Consider the following 16247-nt stretch of genomic DNA (forward strand, 5'->3'; position numbering starts at 1 on the left):
GGGAATTCCCATCTCTCATTTTTTTGCCGTCATCGTATTCAGCCACTTACTTGAAGACTGGACTTTGACGCCTTTATAATAATATTTCACGATGTCTTCATAGGTTTTCCCTTCCCTGGCCATGCCGTTAGCACCGTATTGGCTCATTCCAACTCCGTGTCCAGATCCTTTTGTCGTGATCACAATCTGGTTGCCTTGACGCTCCCAGTCAAAATCGGAAGATGTCAGCCCGAGCTTCTCACGAATCTGTTTTCCTGTCATTTTCTTTCCTCCGATATCCACTACACCTACGCGATTACCTGATGTTCTTTCAATGACAGTTCCTATGGATGCTCCCGAAGAAAGACTTACACCCAATTTATTTTCAAAATCTGCAGTGTCGACTACTACTTTATTATAAAACTTTGGTGATTCTTCTTTATCCCATGGACTGGATACACTTTTTAAATAGGGAAATTCAGCTTGCCAATAGTCCTCGGAATTCTCCGTATAGCCATTGCTTGTCGAAAAAAAGGTGGCAGTAATCGGTTTTCCTTCATAGGTTAAGATTTGACCCGCCGTTTCTTTTATGGCCTTGTTAATTTTTTGCATTTTCCATTTATAATCAGAGCCCCACTGTTTTTTCAGCTCATCATTATTCTTATAAACTTGGTGCATGACCGTATCGCTTACATCGGCACCATCCGGCAAGCCTAATCGACTTTCGCTTATGAGCTGATTGACAATATAGGTTCTCGCCGTCAACGCTTGTGCTTTCAGCGCTTCTTCTTCAAAATCTGCTGGCATTTCAGCTGCAACCACACCACTCAAGTACGATTCAATCGGCAGTTTTTCAATCTTTTTTGCAGATGTGCGGTAAACGGCAACTTCTACGGAACTCATTTCATTTGCTGCTACCTCTTTGCCTTCATTCTTCCCTTTACTTTCCAATTGCTCGGTCAACTGCCCACTTGTCTTATCATTTGAAAATGGAAGCACAAGCACTGCCGGAATCATGATAATTACGAATGCTACTGCTATGAATAGTACGACCATCGGTTTGATTGCTTTCAAATTCCTGAGCCTCCCTACACTTGTTTTCTCTGCCGTATAATCGTATCCAGCAGGTATCTTTACATAACAAATGTATGTCGAAGGACAAGCATTTATGAATAGAAAAACGACAAGTATTTAACTGTCGGCCAAGAATCCGGAACATGATAAAAAAAACCATTCACGGTTCGGAGACTCGAACGTGAATGGTTTTATAAGCTACTTATGCGTTTAAATCTGCAATTTTTTTTGTTTCAGCAGGCACATCTTCGTTAATACGTTCCACATCAGCACCTAGAGATGCCAATTTACCATGGAAATTCACGTAACCTCTGTCAAGATGCTTCAATTCTGTAACACGTGTAATGCCATCTGCAACCAATCCAGTCAGGATGAGCGCTGCCGCGGCACGTAAATCTGTTGCAGCTACTTCAGCACCTTGAATGTTAGTTGGACCATTAACGATAACGGAACGGCCTTCTATTTTAATATTGGCATTCATGCGACGGAATTCTTCAACATGCATGAAACGGTTTTCGAAAACGGTCTCCGTAATCATACTTGTTCCTTCAGCACGCAGTAATAATGCCATCATTTGCGATTGCATATCAGTCGGGAAACCAGGATGCGGCATTGTTTTGATGTCAATGGCCTTCAAGGTTTTTGGACCGATAACGCGTAATCCATCTTCTTCTTCAAGAATTTTAACGCCCATTTCCTCCATTTTAGCAATAAGGGAAGTAAGGTGTTCAGGTACAGCTCCTTGAACAAGAACATTGCCGCCAGTAAGAGCGGCCGCTGTCATGAATGTACCAGCTTCGATACGGTCAGGTATAATCGTATGTTCAGTGCCATATAATTTATCGACACCTTCGATTCTCATCGTACCAGTACCGGCACCTCTGACTTTGGCACCCATTTTATTAAGGAGATTCGCAAGATCTACAATTTCAGGCTCTTTGGCCACATTTTCAAGAATCGTAATACCTTCAGCAAGCGTAGCAGCCATCATGATGTTTTCGGTGGCACCAACACTTGGGAAGTCAAGATACACTCTTGCACCCTTAAGTCTGCCTTCTACCTCGGCATCAATGAAACCATTGCCGACCTTCACTTTTGCTCCCATCGCTTCAAAGCCCTTTAAATGCTGGTCGATAGGACGTGATCCGATGGCACAGCCACCAGGAAGAGCAACGCGGGCCCGGCCATTCCTTGCCAGTAATGAGCCCATCACTAAAACGGAAGCTCTCATTTTACGTACATATTCAAATGGTGCTTCTTCTAATAACTCTCTTGATGCATCTACAGTTACTTGATTGTCATGAAAGGCAACATCTGCATTTAAGTTGCGCAATACTTCATTGATTGTATATACATCGGAGAGCGTAGGAACATCTTTAATGATACTTTTCCCATCACTTGCTAATAATGTTGCAGCGATAACTGGCAAAACGGCGTTTTTAGCACCTTCTACTTTAACTGTCCCGCTAAGCCTTTTTCCGCCGCGGACGATGATTTTTTCCAAAAGTATTCCCCTCCGCGTCCATTTTCTCTATATTAATATTCAAACGTTATGATTGGTGTGCCAACTACAAAGTTCGTTCGGTCACCCAATCCTTCTGTCCGTAGCCCAAACTGCAAATTTAATTTTTCTTTTGTCAAAGGTTGTTTAAACAAAGTTGAATGTGCAGATATAGATGTAAAGTTTGTTTCGTGCACACTCTCAATTTCCCTTGCTTGGAACATATCTAACAGGTCTTCAGTTTTAGAGTTTAAAACCGAATCCATATTATCATTGATAGACCCTTTAATACAAGAAAAAATTGAAGGAGTTCCTATAAATAGGTCATTCACCCTGTTTTGGAACGTAGCGGTAAAAAAGGCATTATTGGCTTTCTTCCACTTTTTCCCCTTCACTTCGTAAATAACATAGGTAACTTTATCAAATTTCTCTTCCGTTGTCATTATTTTGATAGACTCGGTCAGACCTGAATCGACATTGTAAGTTAACGCCTCAGCCTTCCAGCCGGAAGCATCATCTTTCCGGTGCCATTGAAATTGAGGGTATTTTCGTTTTAAAGCTGTAACTTCGCTTTCAAACTCTTGTTTAGTTGTAATCTCTTTATTTATTTCTCTAGTGAGTACAGACCAATCCCCTATGTCTAAATCTTTATCTTCCTGTAACAGTCCCACCATTTTAACTATATCTGGTTTACTTTCTGCCACAATCGTACTATTCCCAATTAAAATCACCATCAAACCGAGAAATACTATGTATGTTAACATTTTTTTATTTAAAAAATACATGTTAAATCCCTCCCCTTTTACACATTCTTTCCACAAGGAGAGAGATCATACTTCGATTTTTCCGACAATTGGTGACACCTTCCCCTTAAACTTGAAGGAAGCAATAGCGAATACAAGAGTAGAATCATATTTTGCTATAAGAAAAGTCTTACAGCATATCAGTCATTACTAAACATATACGGAAGTTGGTTTGCAAATCCCAGGTAGTCGAGGAAGAAATTACTTACAACTGAACCGATGGCAACCGTTAATAAAATATATAATACCCTGGCCTTGATGACCGAATTGGATCTTAACATTTTATCAAAATGTAATGCCTGTAAAGCCCACCAGGTAACTGCGATGAAAAACAAGTGTGCAATTATTCCTGTTAAAGCCTGCTGTCCCATTGCTGAAAACATGTACATACCTCCTAAAAGACACCCGAATTCTATTCTAACACAAAACCCCTTCATATTTGGAATTAAAAAGGAAGAATTGCAAAATATCTTTTTAAAACTGTAAATAGAGGCTTGATCCAATGGAACAAGCCTCTGATACAGGCATTATATCATTTACTCGAAATAAAGTCTGTAAAATCACCAAATTGATCATGAATAAAATCAAAGGCAATATTTGGCGCCACCCCGAAAAGTATGGTGCCTATTACGCATATGATCAACACGGCGTAAAGACCCGGACGAATTTTAATGACCTTCCCTGAATGAATCGGTCGGAAAAAGACCTGCACCAATAATCCGAAATAATACACATAGGACACAATGGTACCTGCAATCATGATTCCCGCAAGGACGAAATGTCCAGGCTCCGTTATGAATGTCCCAAGAAAAATATTAAGTTTGCCAATGAAACCTGTCGTCCCGGGAATTCCAGCAAGCGACAGGATGAATACGGTGAATGCCATGGCAAGATACGGGGATTTCCTCCCCAGTCCTGCAAGAATGCTGATATCTTCGGACCCACTTTGACTGGAAAGCAGCTGAATGACTGCAAATACACCGATATTCATTAATACATAAGCCATTAGGTAAAACCAGACAGTATCCAGGAGGAAATATCCCCCGCCCAATGTTGCCACCGCCACAAGCAGGTAACCCGCATGGGCGATGCTTGAATAGGCAAACATTCGTTTTAAATTTTGCTGCCTTAACGCAACCACGTTTCCAATGATGATCGTCAGCCCCGCCAATGAAGCTATATAAATATTATTTTTATCCAAAAAATCGAGCGCCCCGAACGTATCACCGGAAGCTGTTAGGAACAACGAAAGAAAAAGGCGCAGGATGATGACGAAACCCGCCATTTTCGAAATTACACTCAAGAAGGCTGCGACCGGTGTCGGTGCCCCTTCATAGACATCCGGCGCCCACATATGAAACGGTGCGGCAGCTATCTTGAAGGATACACCGACAAATACCATGAAGAAAGCGAGCCCCATGATGTATTGCAGCTGCCCGTCCGTCATCGCAGCCATCGTCCTGCTCATTTCGCCTAGATTGACGGAACCGGTCACTCCATATAAATAGCTCATCCCGAATAAAGTGATTGCTGTGGAAATGCCTCCGTTTATCACATACTTCATGGACGCTTCGTTGGACTTCCGATCATGCTTGCGCATTCCGACTAATATATAAGATGAAAGTGAAAGAAGTTCCAGTCCAACGAACAGCGTGATCAAATCACCGCTTGAGGACATGACCATCGCTCCAAGCAAAGCGGTCAGGAACAGATAATAAAATTCCCCCCGGTGCTCCCGCAGCCCCTCTTTCGGTTCATATCCTTCAGCCAGAAGGATGATCAGGGCCGCTCCGAATAATAGTAGCAGCTTAAAAGCTTTTGCAAATGAATCTAAACGAAACGTATCGGATAAGATACTGACTGTCTCAAAGGATAGCAGGCTAATCAGTGACAAACATGCCAAAATGATTCCGGTTAGCGCGAGCCATGCCAGTTTTCTCCGATTAAAGTGCTTCGGCCAGAATAAATCCAGTATCGAAAGAATCATGGTCGTTCCAAGAATGATGAATTCAGGCATCATCGCTCCCCAATCATAAGAAAGCATCGTGTTCCAATCCATCCTTCATCGCCCCCCTAGAGCAAGCATCATGGCTTCAATCGTTCCTTGAAGAGGCCCGCCTAACAAATTTGGGTATACCCCAACAGATATTATCAAACCGAGAAGAACCAACGCCGGAAAAAACTCCCAGCCCCTTATGTCCCATTTCTCTTTTTCTATCAAGCTATCATTTTTCCCGAAAGTCATAAGCATGACCGCCCTCAGTACATAAACAGCGGTTAATACCAGCCCGATCACCCCTATTGCCGCAAGCATCGGCTGACTCTTGAATAAGCCAAGAAATACCATGAATTCACTGATGAAGCCGGACATGCCAGGCAAACCGAGTGAAGCCATTCCGCAAGCTAACATAAACCCTGAAAAAATCGGCATCGACTTGGCCAGCCCTCCAAGCTTAGGAAGCATCGTGGTTCCTGTACGTTCATACAACACTCCCACCAAGAAAAACAACAAAGCAGCAATTAGCCCGTGTGAGATGACTTGAAAAATAGCTCCCTGAATGCCCGCTTCATTCAAGGCTCCCAGCCCCATCATGACGATACCCATATGCGAGATTGATGAGTAGGCTAAAACGAGCTTGAAATCCGTTTGTACCAATGCCAGAAAAGCACCATATAAAAAACTGAGGACCCCAAATAGGACAATGGTAAAGGCCAAGCTTTTATATTGTTCAGGAAATATCCCCATTCCAAACCGGATGATTCCGTACGCCCCAATTTTCAATAAGACACCGGCATGTATCATGACAATGGATGGGGGTGCTTCTGCATGGACCCGCACCATCCAGCTATGAAAGGGAAAGACCGGCAGCTTTATCGCAAATGCCACGAGAAATGCAAGACATAAACCATATTTCATCGAACCGGATATGGGTGCAAAAAGCGAAACGCCGCCCATTGTCATCATCTGTGTCAATGCTGCAATGTTGGTCGTACCTGTCCTGGCAAACAAAATCAAAATGGCCACCAATAAAACAGCCGAACCAATGCCATTATAGATCAGAAAACTATAAGAAGCTTTCTCCCTCTCCAGAAAGCCCCATCTGCCAATTAAAAAGAAAGCAGGAATCAAAGTCATTTCGAAAAAGATGAAAAAAAGGATCAAATTTTCTGCCGTGAAGACACCGAGCATTCCAATCTCCAGGATCAAAAATAATAAATAATACCCTTTCCATTCTTTTTTTATATAAATGGATGCGATTGCGGCCAGTGATGAAATGATTGTTGTCAGTAATAGGAAGATGAGACTTAAGCCATCCAGCCCCAACTCAAAATCAACCGTGAAGAGCTTGGGATCATACATCTCCAAATTTCCAAACCTGATCCAATTCAACTTAATGTCAAATATGGATAGGGCCACACCCGAATAATATTGGCTGCAAAGAAAGAATGATAGGAAAAGGGGAGGCAGTGTTCCGAAAAAACCAAATTGTTTAATCGTCCTTTCCTCTTTTTTCGGCATGAGGGCAACCATCACGATGCCCAGCAGCGGTGAAAACACCAAAAGCGAGAGCAAATAGACATTCATCTTAGATACCCCCCAGTTACTGCAAAAATCACCAACAGTACCGCAAGTCCCAGAAAGGCTATCATGCCATATTGCTGTACCTGTCCCGTTTGCAGTTTAGACCCTATTTTCCCCAATCCTTCTATTGAACTTGTTACAGTGGAAACAAGCCCACCGACAATGAACCTTTCAATATAAGATAGGAATATACTAAAGCCTTTGATTGCATAGCCTGCAGTAAAATGATAAATCTCATCAATGTAATACTTATTTTCCAAAATCCTATATACCTCGGAGTTTTCTTTGACCAGCCATTCCCGAGATAACTTCTTTTTAACGTATATCATATAAGCAAGGTAAATCCCGGCCAGCGACACAATCACGGCCATCAACATTATCCAAATGGGCCCCTCACTATGGCTGGCGCCTAGAAGAGCTTCATTTCCCTCCACAAGCCACTCCCCAAGAAAAGTTCCAAACCACGGTGTTTGGATATACCCACCGATTACAGCAAGCAAAGCCAATGCGAGCATGGGAATTAGCATGATGAAAGGTGATTCCTTGATCTGTTCTGCTTGACTGCGTGAATCGCCTGCAAACATCATGAAAAACAGCCGGAACATATAAAACGCAGTTAAAAAGGAGGTAACCGCCGCTAGACCAAACAATATATAACTACCATTCTCCCAGGCTGCCATTAGAATTTCATCTTTACTGAAAAAGCCCGAGAGCAACGGAAACCCCGATATCGCCAACGTGCCAGTCAAGAACAGCGGACCGGTCCAATTCAACTTACGCCATAAGCCGCCCATTTTTTCCATATCCTGTGTATGTATAGCGTGAATAACACTGCCTGCTGCCAAAAACAGCAATGCTTTAAAAAAGGCATGGGTCATTAAGTGAAACACCCCGGCCACATATCCCGAGGTACCCAAAGCAAGCATCATAAAACCAAGCTGAGAGATGGTCGAATAGGCCAATACACGCTTAACATCCTTTTGCACCATGGCAATGCTTGCGGCAAATATGGCTGTAATTCCACCTGTTATGGCCACTACCTGCATCGCTGCAGAACTAGCCATGAATAACGGAAACATGGCCGCCACCAGGTATACCCCTGCAGCAACCATAGTTGCCGCGTGTATCAATGCGGAAACCGGAGTCGGGCCTTCCATTGCATCCGGAAGCCACGTGTGAAGTGGAAATTGTCCAGACTTCCCAACAGCTCCGATAAAAATCAAAATAGCGATTAAAGTCAGTTTATCACTTGATATCATGCCCGATTGAACGGCTTGAAAGATCTCTCCATATTCAAAGCTGCCTGTTTCCCAGAATAGCAGAATGATGCCGATTAAGAGCCCTACATCCCCAATCCTGGTCATGATGAATGCCTTCTTCGCTGCAGCCTTAGCTTCCAGTTTATAAAAGTAAAAACCAATGAGCAGGAAAGACCCCACCCCGACCAATTCCCAGAAGATATAAAGTTGTAATAAATTGGGTGCCATGACTAGTCCAAGCATGGCAAAGGTGAAGAAGCCCAGATAAGCATAAAAAATGGAGAATCGCACTTCACCCTTCATATACCCCTTCGAATATATCTGGACAAGCAGGCTGACAAGGGAAACGACCACAAGCATCAAGGCATTGAGCTGATTGATTTCGAATCCAGCTGAAAGTTGCGTCCCTCCGAAGGAAAGCCAATCTATCGATATATTATAAGTGGGTTCTTTAAATCGCTCGATCAGGACAAGCAACGATAAAACGAACGAAGCCACTGTACATATTATTCCTATAAAAGCCCCTCGTTCCCGCAACCGCCCGCCTGATAGAAGCAGAACCAGAAACGTGACGAGTGGAAAGATCGGTATGAGCCATGCGTGCTCCATCATCGTATCAAATCCCCTTCTTCAATTATATAAACCTTCAATTCTTCATCATTTCCATTTCATCGACATTGACCGTCTTACGATTGCGATAAAGGGACATTAGTATGGCCAGCCCTACAGCCGCCTCGGCTGCAGCGATCGTAATCGTGAATAAGGAAAAAACTTGACCCGTAATGGATGGCGTTACCCCGAATTTACTGAAGGCCACTAAATTGATATTTGCAGCGTTCAGCATCAGCTCGATTGAAATCAAAACAATGACCGCATTTCTTTTCGTCAAGGCACCATACAGCCCTATACAAAACAAAACGAGTGCCAATACAAGGTAAGCCGACAAAGGGACTCCCGTCATGATCGATCTCCCTCCTCATCATCTTTTTTAGCCAATACGATGGCACCGACTAAAGCAACAAGCAGGAGTACCGACATCACTTCAAATGGAATTACATATTTTGAAAAAAGTTCGATTCCTATTTGCTTTGTATTTTCCTCATGCAACGCCGTTGGCTGTACAGGTATATCCAGATTATAAATCCCAAGATACACCGCTACGGCAAATCCGGCAATCGCTGCCAGCAAGGAGAAATTCCCCCAGCCCCCTTTAGCCGGTGCATCATTTTCCTGGTGTTTTGTCAGCATAATCCCGAATAGCATCACGATCGTAATTGCCCCTGAATAAATAAGGATTTGGACAATGGCGACAAACTCGGCCGAAAGCAACATATAAATACCTGCAATGCCCAAGAAAGTAAAAACAAGTGCGATAACCATGTGCACCACTTTTGTTAAGGTAATCAGCAACACCCCGCCTACTATCGCGACGAGTGCCAAACCAATAAAGGCAATCAATTCACCCGACAAACTCATACTTTATTCACCTTCCGGATATTTTCATCATTTTCATCCAGCCACTCCAGATTTTTAAATAGATGATCACGGCTATACTCGGCCAGCTCGAATTGATTCGTCATTACGATCGCTTCTGTAGGGCAGACCTCCGTACATAAATCACATAAAATGCAAATCTCGAAATTGATGTCATACGTATCGATGATTTTCCCTTTTTTCGAAGGGTCCGGATGTTTCTTACCAGTTAATTGAATACAATCCGTTGGACAAATCGTCACGCATTGATTGCATACGATACACTTTTCAGGATAGAACTTTTGGATTCCGCGAAATCGGTCAGGGAGCGGAAGCGGCTCATTCGGGTAGTCATAGGTCACTTTTTTCCTCGTCAAGTTCTTTAATGTATAGGTTAAACCTTTTGCTAAACCAAGCATATAAATCCCTCGCTTTCCGACCAGCTTAAGTTTCTAAAAAAGGTTAATCAATTCTTTTATTAGTGCCGTCAAAAATATATTTGCCAATGCAACCGGAAGCAGCACTTTCCATCCGAATTCCATCAATTGATCAGCCCTTATACGAGGAAAGGTTACACGGATCCAGACCAATATATAGAATACGGCACTGAACTTCAGACCGAACCAGATGGCCGCCGGAATAAAATCCAAAAACGGAATAGAATTCCATCCCCCTAAAAATAATACAGTGGTTAGCGTTGCCATTGCAAACATATACACATATTCGGATAACATAAAGAAGGCCCAGCGAAATCCAGAGTATTCAACATGATAGCCTGCAACAAGTTCGGATTCCGCTTCCGGAAGGTCAAAAGGAACCCTGTTCAACTCGGCAACCGATGCAATGAAAAACACGATGAACGCAACCGGCTGAAGAAAAATGAACCAAACCTTTTCCTGTGCTGCGACTATATCATTCAAGTTTAAACTGCCTGTTATGAGGACGATGCCCACTAGCGACATCACCAAAGGGATCTCATAAGATATCATTTGCGCGGCTGCCCTCATTCCGCCAATCAAAGAATACTTATTATTGGATGCCCAACCTGCAGTGACGATGCCGATGGTAGATATGCCGGAAATCGCCATATAATAAAGCAGTCCGACACCTATATCAGCAAATTGGAAGGCATCGGTGAACGGCAAGGTGGCAAGGACCATGAAAGCGGGAGCAAAAGTAATTACCGGAGCTAAAATATATAACGGCTTATCAGCTTTCTTGGGTATCGTATCTTCCTTGATCAGAAGTTTCAAAACATCGGCAACGGTCTGCAAGAGACCCCATTTCCCTCCAATTTGGTTTGGGCCGACACGCATCTGCATGAATCCCATGATTTTACGCTCTGAAAGGATTCCATAGGTTACAAACCCTAATACGACAAACAGGAGCAGGACTGCCAAACCAAAAAAAATGCCAAAATTCAGTAGGCTTGGAGCGGAGTGGAGAAGATCCTTGATCATTTATCCATCCACCTCCCCTAACACGATATCGATTGCACCTAAAATCGTTATCAAGTTCGCCATATTTTCCCCCTCCAATAATTTCGGAAGAATTTGCAGATTATAAAACGAAGGTCTGCGAAATTTCAAGCGGTATGGCTCCTTTTTCCCTTCACTCGCGATATAACAGCCTATTTCCCCTCTTGGTGATTCAATTCGGACAAATGCCTCACCCTTAGGAACCTTTATTATTTTAGGGACCTTAGCAAGGACCGGCCCTTCTGGAAATTGCTCAACCGCCTGCTCGATGATTTTCAGTGACTCTTCGATTTCTTCCATTCTACAATGATAGCGTGAAAAGGCATCACCCTCTTCCCTTGTAGGAACATCGAATGTGAACCTGTCATAAATGGAATATGGTTCATTTTTCCGTAAATCCCACTTCACACCTGTACACCTTAAGTTGGCACCGCTAAGCGAATACTGCAAGGCTTCTTCCTTCGTATAGATGCCCACCCCTTTAACCCGATTAACAAAGATTTCATTCCCTGTCACAAGCTCATGGTAACCGGCAAGCTGCTCCCTCATATAAGGGACAAACTCGGCAACCTTCGCAATCCAGTCTTCAGGAGCATCCCATTTCACACCTCCGACACGCATATAATTGAATGTTAGGCGTGCCCCTGACAATTCAGTCAATAAATTAACGATCATTTCACGTTCTCGGAATGCGTAAAGGAAAGGACTCGTCGCACCTATATCCAGCAAGTATGTACCCCACCAGACGAGGTGGCTTGCAACTCTGCCCAATTCCATTGCGATGACCCGCAAATATTCTGCCCTTTCAGGGATCTCCACCCCCATCATCGTCTCAACAGCATGGCAAAGCACATAATTATTTGTCATTGCCGCCAGATAATCGAGCCGGTCGGTATATGGGATTATTTGTGTATATTGCAGATTTTCCGCTAGTTTTTCCGTACCGCGATGCAGATACCCAATGACAGGTGTAGCCTCTTTGATAATCTCACCGTCAATCTTGATGACAAGCCGAAAAACACCATGTGTACTCGGATGCTGCGGCCCGACATTGAGAAGCATTTCTTCCGTCCTTAACATAGGGCTTATACCTCCACATCATAAGGCTCATAATCTTTTCTAAGGGGATACCCTTTCCAATCTTCCCCAAGTAAAATCCGCTTTAAATCAGGGTGTTCATAAAAGTTAATGCCCAATAAATCATACGCCTCACATTCTGGCCAATTGGCACCTGACCATAATGGGACCAATGATGGGATTACGGGAGTATCCCTATCAAGCTTCACCTTCAAGGCAACTGATTGGTTCATTTTGAATGAGTGTAAATGTACATAGATTTCCATATGGGATTCAAAATCCGTACCATGAAGTTCCGATAAATACGAAAAATCAAGCTGTTCATCGTACCGCAGAAATTTGGCTATTGAAAAATATGTATCCGGATTGGCCACTAAAGTGGGTACATCTTTTGATAGTCTATTAATATAGTTCTCTAATAATGCCCCTTGTCCTACATGGCTTTCAATAGCAGAAACAATTTGATCAAGTTTCGACTGATTTGGGGAAATTTCGCTAGGGGTGTCAACTTCCTCGCTTTCCTGTACAGCAGTCCTGTTCTTCGCAGCAGCAGCCGCTTTCGCTTTGGCAGCGGCTGCTGCCTTCGCCTTGGCCGCTGCCGCCGCCTTTTGCTTCGCTATGTCCATTTCGCCTTCCGGCTTTTCTGCCGTTTCTTCTTTCGCCTGTTTCCGGGCCAATGTCGCTGCCTTCGCCTTGGCCGCTGCCGCCGCCTTTTGCTTCGCTATATCCATTTCGCCTTCCGGCTTTTCTGCCGCTGCTTTCGCCTGTTTTTTGGCCAGCGCGGCTGCTTTCGCCTTGGCCGCTGCTGCCGCCTTTTGCTTCGCTATATCCATTTCACCTTCCGGCTTTTCTCCCGCTTCTTCTTTCGCCTGTTTTCGGGCCAGTGCTACGGCCTTTGCCTTGGCCGCGGCCTCTGCCTTTTGTTTCGCTAAGTCTTCCTTTTCACTCATCTATATCACCCGCTTTCCGGTTTTCGCCTCATAACGGATTTTTTCTTTTAATTTATTGATCCCGTAAATAAGTGCAGCTGGGTTTGGGGGACAACCCGGTATATATACATCGACAGGTACAATTTGATCTACCCCTTTGACCACTGAGTAAGAGTGAACATAAGGCCCGCCAGCAGTTGCACAGGAGCCCATTGCAATAACCCATTTCGGTTCTGGCATTTGTTCGTATAATCTACTTATTATTGGAGCCATTTTTTTCGTTACCGTTCCTGAAACAATCATGACATCCGATTGTCTGGGGGATGTCCGAAAAAAAGAACCAAATCGGTCCAAATCATAATGAGAGGAGCCGACACCCATCATTTCAATTGCACAACATGCCAAACCGAAAGTCATTGGCCAGAGTGAGTTACTTCTAGCCCAGCCTTTTATTTGTTCAAGTGTGGATAAGAAAATACTGTGGCGCATTTCTTCCATTTCTTTAGGGGTAAGTTCATCCAACTTCAATTCCACTTTAACACCTTCTTTTTCCAAGCATAGATTAGTCCTAGCATAAGGATCACGACAAAAAACAGCATTTCAATCAATGCAAACAGTCCGAGTTCATCATAGGCAACCGCCCATGGGTAAAGAAAAACCGTTTCTACATCAAATATGACGAACATCAATCCGAATAGATAATACCTGACATTGAATTGAACCCTTGAATCCTGAAAAGGATCGATTCCGCTTTCATAAGTCGTATATTTCATATCTGTCGGTTTATAAGGCCTTAGCAGTCTACCAAGAAATAAAGCGATCACAGGTAATAAAATACCGAGACAAAGGAAAACAAATACAATTAAATAATTATTTTGGTAAATATGCAGCTGTCCCATGTTCATCTCCCTTTATGGATAAATCATGTTAACTGGGTACAAGTTAAATTTGCCTGTCTTCTTTTTGGATACTGTAATAAAATATTATGCAGGGTAACAATCTTTTAGAAGCTACGTGATAGGAGGGGGTATGAAGCAATAAATGTAAGCGTATACATTATAACATTAGGATAAAAACATGTCGACGAGTTAAGGTTTAAAATGGAAAATACTTTACCCTATAATTCGACCTTTTTTTCCTAATTCCGATATTCCATGTCAATATTCCTCAAAAACCTTCAGGATAAAAAAACACCTGATCTTACCACGAATGGCTTGATCAGGTGTTTTCATCAATTAAAGTTATCGCATTTCTGCAATTTGGATTCGGTTAATGGCACGTTTAAGCGCTAAATTAGCTCTTTTGGCATCATTTGATCCATCATTGTTCTGCAATCTTTGTTCAGCACGGGCTTTTGCTGCTTGAGCACGTGCAAGATCGATAGTTTCAGCTCTTTCAGCAGATTGAGCTAAAATGGTTACCACATCAGGGCGAACTTCTAAGAAGCCACCATTTACAGCTACATAGTCTGTGTTGCTTCCATTTTTAAGACGGACAGCACCAATGGTAAGCGGGGCTACAGTTGGAACGTGTCCAGCCATGATTCCCAGCTCACCGCTTTTAGCTTTAGTGCTTACCATTTCAACTTCTGCATCATATACTGGGCCATCGGGAGTAACAACATTGACTTTAATGGTCTTCATTTCATTCCCTCCTAGGTCCCTTTAATTAAGCCATTTCTTTTGCTTTAGCAACAACTTCTTCGATGCGGCCAACTAGACGGAAAGCATCTTCTGGAAGTTCGTCATATTTTCCAGCTAGGATATCTTTGAATCCTTGGACTGTTTCTTTAACTGGTACATAAGATCCCTTTTGACCAGTGAATTGTTCAGCCACGTGGAAGTTTTGTGACAAGAAGTTTTGAATTCTACGAGCACGTTGAACGATTACTTTTTCGTCTTCGCTTAATTCGTCCATACCCAAGATGGCAATAATATCTTGAAGTTCTTTATATTTCTGTAAAGTCGATTGCACTTGACGAGCCACTTTATAGTGCTCAGCGCCAACGATTTCTGGGCTAAGGGCACGAGAAGAAGACGCCAATGGATCAACTGCAGGGTAGATACCCATTTCAGAAAGTTTACGCTCAAGGTTAGTTGTTGCATCCAAGTGAGCGAAAGTTGTAGCTGGAGCCGGATCCGTATAGTCATCGGCAGGTACATAGATCGCTTGAATGGATGTAACTGAACCTTTATTTGTTGAAGTGATACGTTCTTGCAATTGACCCATTTCAGTAGCAAGAGTTGGTTGGTAACCAACCGCTGAAGGCATACGTCCTAGTAGGGCGGAAACCTCAGAACCTGCTTGTGTGAAACGGAAGATGTTATCGATGAAGAAAAGAACGTCTTGTCCTTGTTCGTCACGGAAATATTCAGCCATTGTCAAACCGCTTAGGGCAACACGCATACGTGCACCTGGCGGCTCGTTCATTTGTCCGAATACCATCGCTGTTTTCTTAATAACACCAGAATCAGTCATCTCGTAGAAAAGGTCATTACCTTCACGAGTACGCTCACCTACACCAGCGAATACCGAGATACCGCCGTGCTCTTGTGCGATGTTATTGATAAGTTCTTGGATAAGTACAGTTTTACCAACACCGGCTCCACCGAAGAGACCGATTTTACCACCTTTGATGTAAGGAGCAAGTAAATCTACTACTTTAATACCTGTTTCAAGGATTTCAACAGATGTTGATAATTCCTCGAATGTTGGTGCTTGTCTGTGAATTGGATCACGACGCACCTCTGCTGTAAGTGGTTCGAATAGGTCAATGTTTTCCCCTAATACGTTGAAAACACGACCTAGAGTAACTTCACCTACAGGTACTGAAATTGGAGCTCCTGTATCAACAGTCTCTGCACCACGGGTTAAACCATCAGTGGAAGACATTGCTACAGTACGAACTGTATTATCACCTAGTTGAAGGGCCACTTCAAGAGTTAGTCCTGTACCAGACGCTGTATTTTCGATTCTTAACGCGTTATAGATCTTAGGAAGTTGTCCGTCTTCGAATTTCACGTCAACAACCGGACCCATAACTTGAGTAACGCGTCCTATATTCATCGTTTTCCCTCCTAACGTTGCTTAT

The 16247-nt window shown here is 43.2% G+C and carries 17 protein-coding genes; all 17 read right to left on the minus strand.

Annotated features, from left to right (window positions below):
• Positions 1-15 precede the first annotated feature (15 nt).
• The 17 genes from spoIID to atpD all read right to left on the minus strand — a co-directional run bounded on the left by spoIID (position 16) and on the right by atpD (position 16222).
• Complete coding sequence (spoIID, locus tag MKX49_RS24705) at positions 16-1053, minus strand: stage II sporulation protein D (RefSeq protein WP_226990485.1); 1038 nt, start codon at positions 1051-1053, stop codon at positions 16-18.
• A gap of 202 nt (positions 1054-1255) precedes the next feature.
• Positions 1256-2557, minus strand: coding sequence for a UDP-N-acetylglucosamine 1-carboxyvinyltransferase (gene murA, locus MKX49_RS24710; protein WP_034315774.1), 1302 nt, complete (start codon positions 2555-2557; stop codon positions 1256-1258).
• Positions 2558-2589: 32 nt separating this feature from the next.
• Positions 2590-3339 carry a YwmB family TATA-box binding protein gene (locus tag MKX49_RS24715; protein ID WP_048685820.1) on the minus strand — a complete coding sequence of 250 codons (750 nt, stop codon included), beginning with the start codon at positions 3337-3339 and terminating at the stop codon, positions 2590-2592.
• A 158-nt stretch (positions 3340-3497) separates the two neighbouring features.
• Positions 3498-3740 (minus strand): DUF1146 family protein, encoded by a 243-nt coding sequence (locus tag MKX49_RS24720; protein WP_034315776.1) that lies wholly within the window; start codon positions 3738-3740, stop codon positions 3498-3500.
• 149 nt (positions 3741-3889) lie between these two features.
• On the minus strand, positions 3890-5416 hold the full coding sequence (gene nuoN / locus MKX49_RS24725; protein WP_340878141.1) for an NADH-quinone oxidoreductase subunit NuoN: 1527 nt from the start codon (positions 5414-5416) through the stop codon (positions 3890-3892).
• A 3-nt stretch (positions 5417-5419) separates the two neighbouring features.
• Positions 5420-6943, minus strand: coding sequence for a complex I subunit 4 family protein (locus tag MKX49_RS24730; protein ID WP_340878142.1), 1524 nt, complete (start codon positions 6941-6943; stop codon positions 5420-5422).
• On the minus strand, positions 6940-8811 hold the full coding sequence (nuoL, locus tag MKX49_RS24735) for an NADH-quinone oxidoreductase subunit L (RefSeq protein ID WP_340878143.1): 1872 nt from the start codon (positions 8809-8811) through the stop codon (positions 6940-6942). The genes MKX49_RS24730 and nuoL overlap by 4 nt, the downstream gene beginning before the upstream one ends.
• Positions 8812-8845: 34 nt before the next feature.
• Positions 8846-9160: an NADH-quinone oxidoreductase subunit NuoK gene (gene nuoK, locus MKX49_RS24740; RefSeq protein WP_034315785.1), complete on the minus strand. Its 315-nt coding sequence runs from the start codon at positions 9158-9160 to the stop codon at positions 8846-8848.
• Positions 9157-9675 (minus strand): NADH-quinone oxidoreductase subunit J, encoded by a 519-nt coding sequence (locus MKX49_RS24745; RefSeq protein WP_048685826.1) that lies wholly within the window; start codon positions 9673-9675, stop codon positions 9157-9159. Before MKX49_RS24745 ends, nuoK begins: the two co-directional genes overlap by 4 nt.
• A complete protein-coding gene (gene nuoI / locus MKX49_RS24750) occupies positions 9672-10091 on the minus strand; it encodes an NADH-quinone oxidoreductase subunit NuoI (protein ID WP_048685828.1) in 420 nt (139 codons plus the stop codon). Before nuoI ends, MKX49_RS24745 begins: the two co-directional genes overlap by 4 nt.
• Positions 10092-10124: 33 nt before the next feature.
• Complete coding sequence (gene nuoH / locus MKX49_RS24755) at positions 10125-11132, minus strand: NADH-quinone oxidoreductase subunit NuoH (protein WP_340878144.1); 1008 nt, start codon at positions 11130-11132, stop codon at positions 10125-10127.
• Positions 11133-12230 (minus strand): NADH-quinone oxidoreductase subunit D, encoded by a 1098-nt coding sequence (locus tag MKX49_RS24760; protein WP_048685832.1) that lies wholly within the window; start codon positions 12228-12230, stop codon positions 11133-11135. It abuts the gene before it with no gap.
• A 5-nt stretch (positions 12231-12235) separates the two neighbouring features.
• Positions 12236-13177 (minus strand): NADH-quinone oxidoreductase subunit C, encoded by a 942-nt coding sequence (locus tag MKX49_RS24765; protein WP_340878145.1) that lies wholly within the window; start codon positions 13175-13177, stop codon positions 12236-12238.
• Complete coding sequence (locus tag MKX49_RS24770) at positions 13178-13654, minus strand: NuoB/complex I 20 kDa subunit family protein (RefSeq protein ID WP_170946902.1); 477 nt, start codon at positions 13652-13654, stop codon at positions 13178-13180.
• A gap of 26 nt (positions 13655-13680) precedes the next feature.
• Positions 13681-14055, minus strand: coding sequence for an NADH-quinone oxidoreductase subunit A (locus MKX49_RS24775; protein WP_048685838.1), 375 nt, complete (start codon positions 14053-14055; stop codon positions 13681-13683).
• 342 nt (positions 14056-14397) lie between these two features.
• Positions 14398-14799 carry a F0F1 ATP synthase subunit epsilon gene (locus MKX49_RS24780; protein ID WP_048685840.1) on the minus strand — a complete coding sequence of 134 codons (402 nt, stop codon included), beginning with the start codon at positions 14797-14799 and terminating at the stop codon, positions 14398-14400.
• A gap of 25 nt (positions 14800-14824) precedes the next feature.
• Entirely contained in the window at positions 14825-16222 is a 1398-nt protein-coding gene (gene atpD / locus MKX49_RS24785; protein ID WP_048685843.1) for a F0F1 ATP synthase subunit beta, read from the minus strand.
• Positions 16223-16247 lie beyond the last annotated feature (25 nt).

It is taken from the genome of Peribacillus sp. FSL M8-0224, assembly GCF_038003055.1.
Classification (GTDB): domain Bacteria; phylum Bacillota; class Bacilli; order Bacillales; family DSM-1321; genus Peribacillus; species Peribacillus frigoritolerans.

Bases quoted from the DNA above. Each gene is read 5' to 3' on its own strand.
- MKX49_RS24715 (WP_048685820.1), bottom strand. From the start codon at position 3,339: ATGTATTTTTTAAATAAAAAAATGTTAACATACATAGTATTTCTCGGT.
- MKX49_RS24720 (WP_034315776.1), bottom strand. From the start codon at position 3,740: ATGTTTTCAGCAATGGGACAGCAGGCTTTAACAGGAATAATTGCACAC.
- nuoN (WP_340878141.1), bottom strand. From the start codon at position 5,416: ATGGATTGGAACACGATGCTTTCTTATGATTGGGGAGCGATGATGCCT.
- MKX49_RS24730 (WP_340878142.1), bottom strand. From the start codon at position 6,943: ATGAATGTCTATTTGCTCTCGCTTTTGGTGTTTTCACCGCTGCTGGGC.
- nuoL (WP_340878143.1), bottom strand. From the start codon at position 8,811: ATGATGGAGCACGCATGGCTCATACCGATCTTTCCACTCGTCACGTTT.
- nuoK (WP_034315785.1), bottom strand. From the start codon at position 9,160: ATGACGGGAGTCCCTTTGTCGGCTTACCTTGTATTGGCACTCGTTTTG.
- MKX49_RS24745 (WP_048685826.1), bottom strand. From the start codon at position 9,675: ATGAGTTTGTCGGGTGAATTGATTGCCTTTATTGGTTTGGCACTCGTC.
- nuoI (WP_048685828.1), bottom strand. From the start codon at position 10,091: ATGCTTGGTTTAGCAAAAGGTTTAACCTATACATTAAAGAACTTGACG.
- nuoH (WP_340878144.1), bottom strand. From the start codon at position 11,132: ATGATCAAGGATCTTCTCCACTCCGCTCCAAGCCTACTGAATTTTGGC.
- MKX49_RS24760 (WP_048685832.1), bottom strand. From the start codon at position 12,230: ATGTTAAGGACGGAAGAAATGCTTCTCAATGTCGGGCCGCAGCATCCG.
- MKX49_RS24765 (WP_340878145.1), bottom strand. From the start codon at position 13,177: ATGAGTGAAAAGGAAGACTTAGCGAAACAAAAGGCAGAGGCCGCGGCC.
- MKX49_RS24770 (WP_170946902.1), bottom strand. From the start codon at position 13,654: ATGGAAGAAATGCGCCACAGTATTTTCTTATCCACACTTGAACAAATA.
- MKX49_RS24775 (WP_048685838.1), bottom strand. From the start codon at position 14,055: ATGGGACAGCTGCATATTTACCAAAATAATTATTTAATTGTATTTGTT.
- MKX49_RS24780 (WP_048685840.1), bottom strand. From the start codon at position 14,799: ATGAAGACCATTAAAGTCAATGTTGTTACTCCCGATGGCCCAGTATAT.
- atpD (WP_048685843.1), bottom strand. From the start codon at position 16,222: ATGAATATAGGACGCGTTACTCAAGTTATGGGTCCGGTTGTTGACGTG.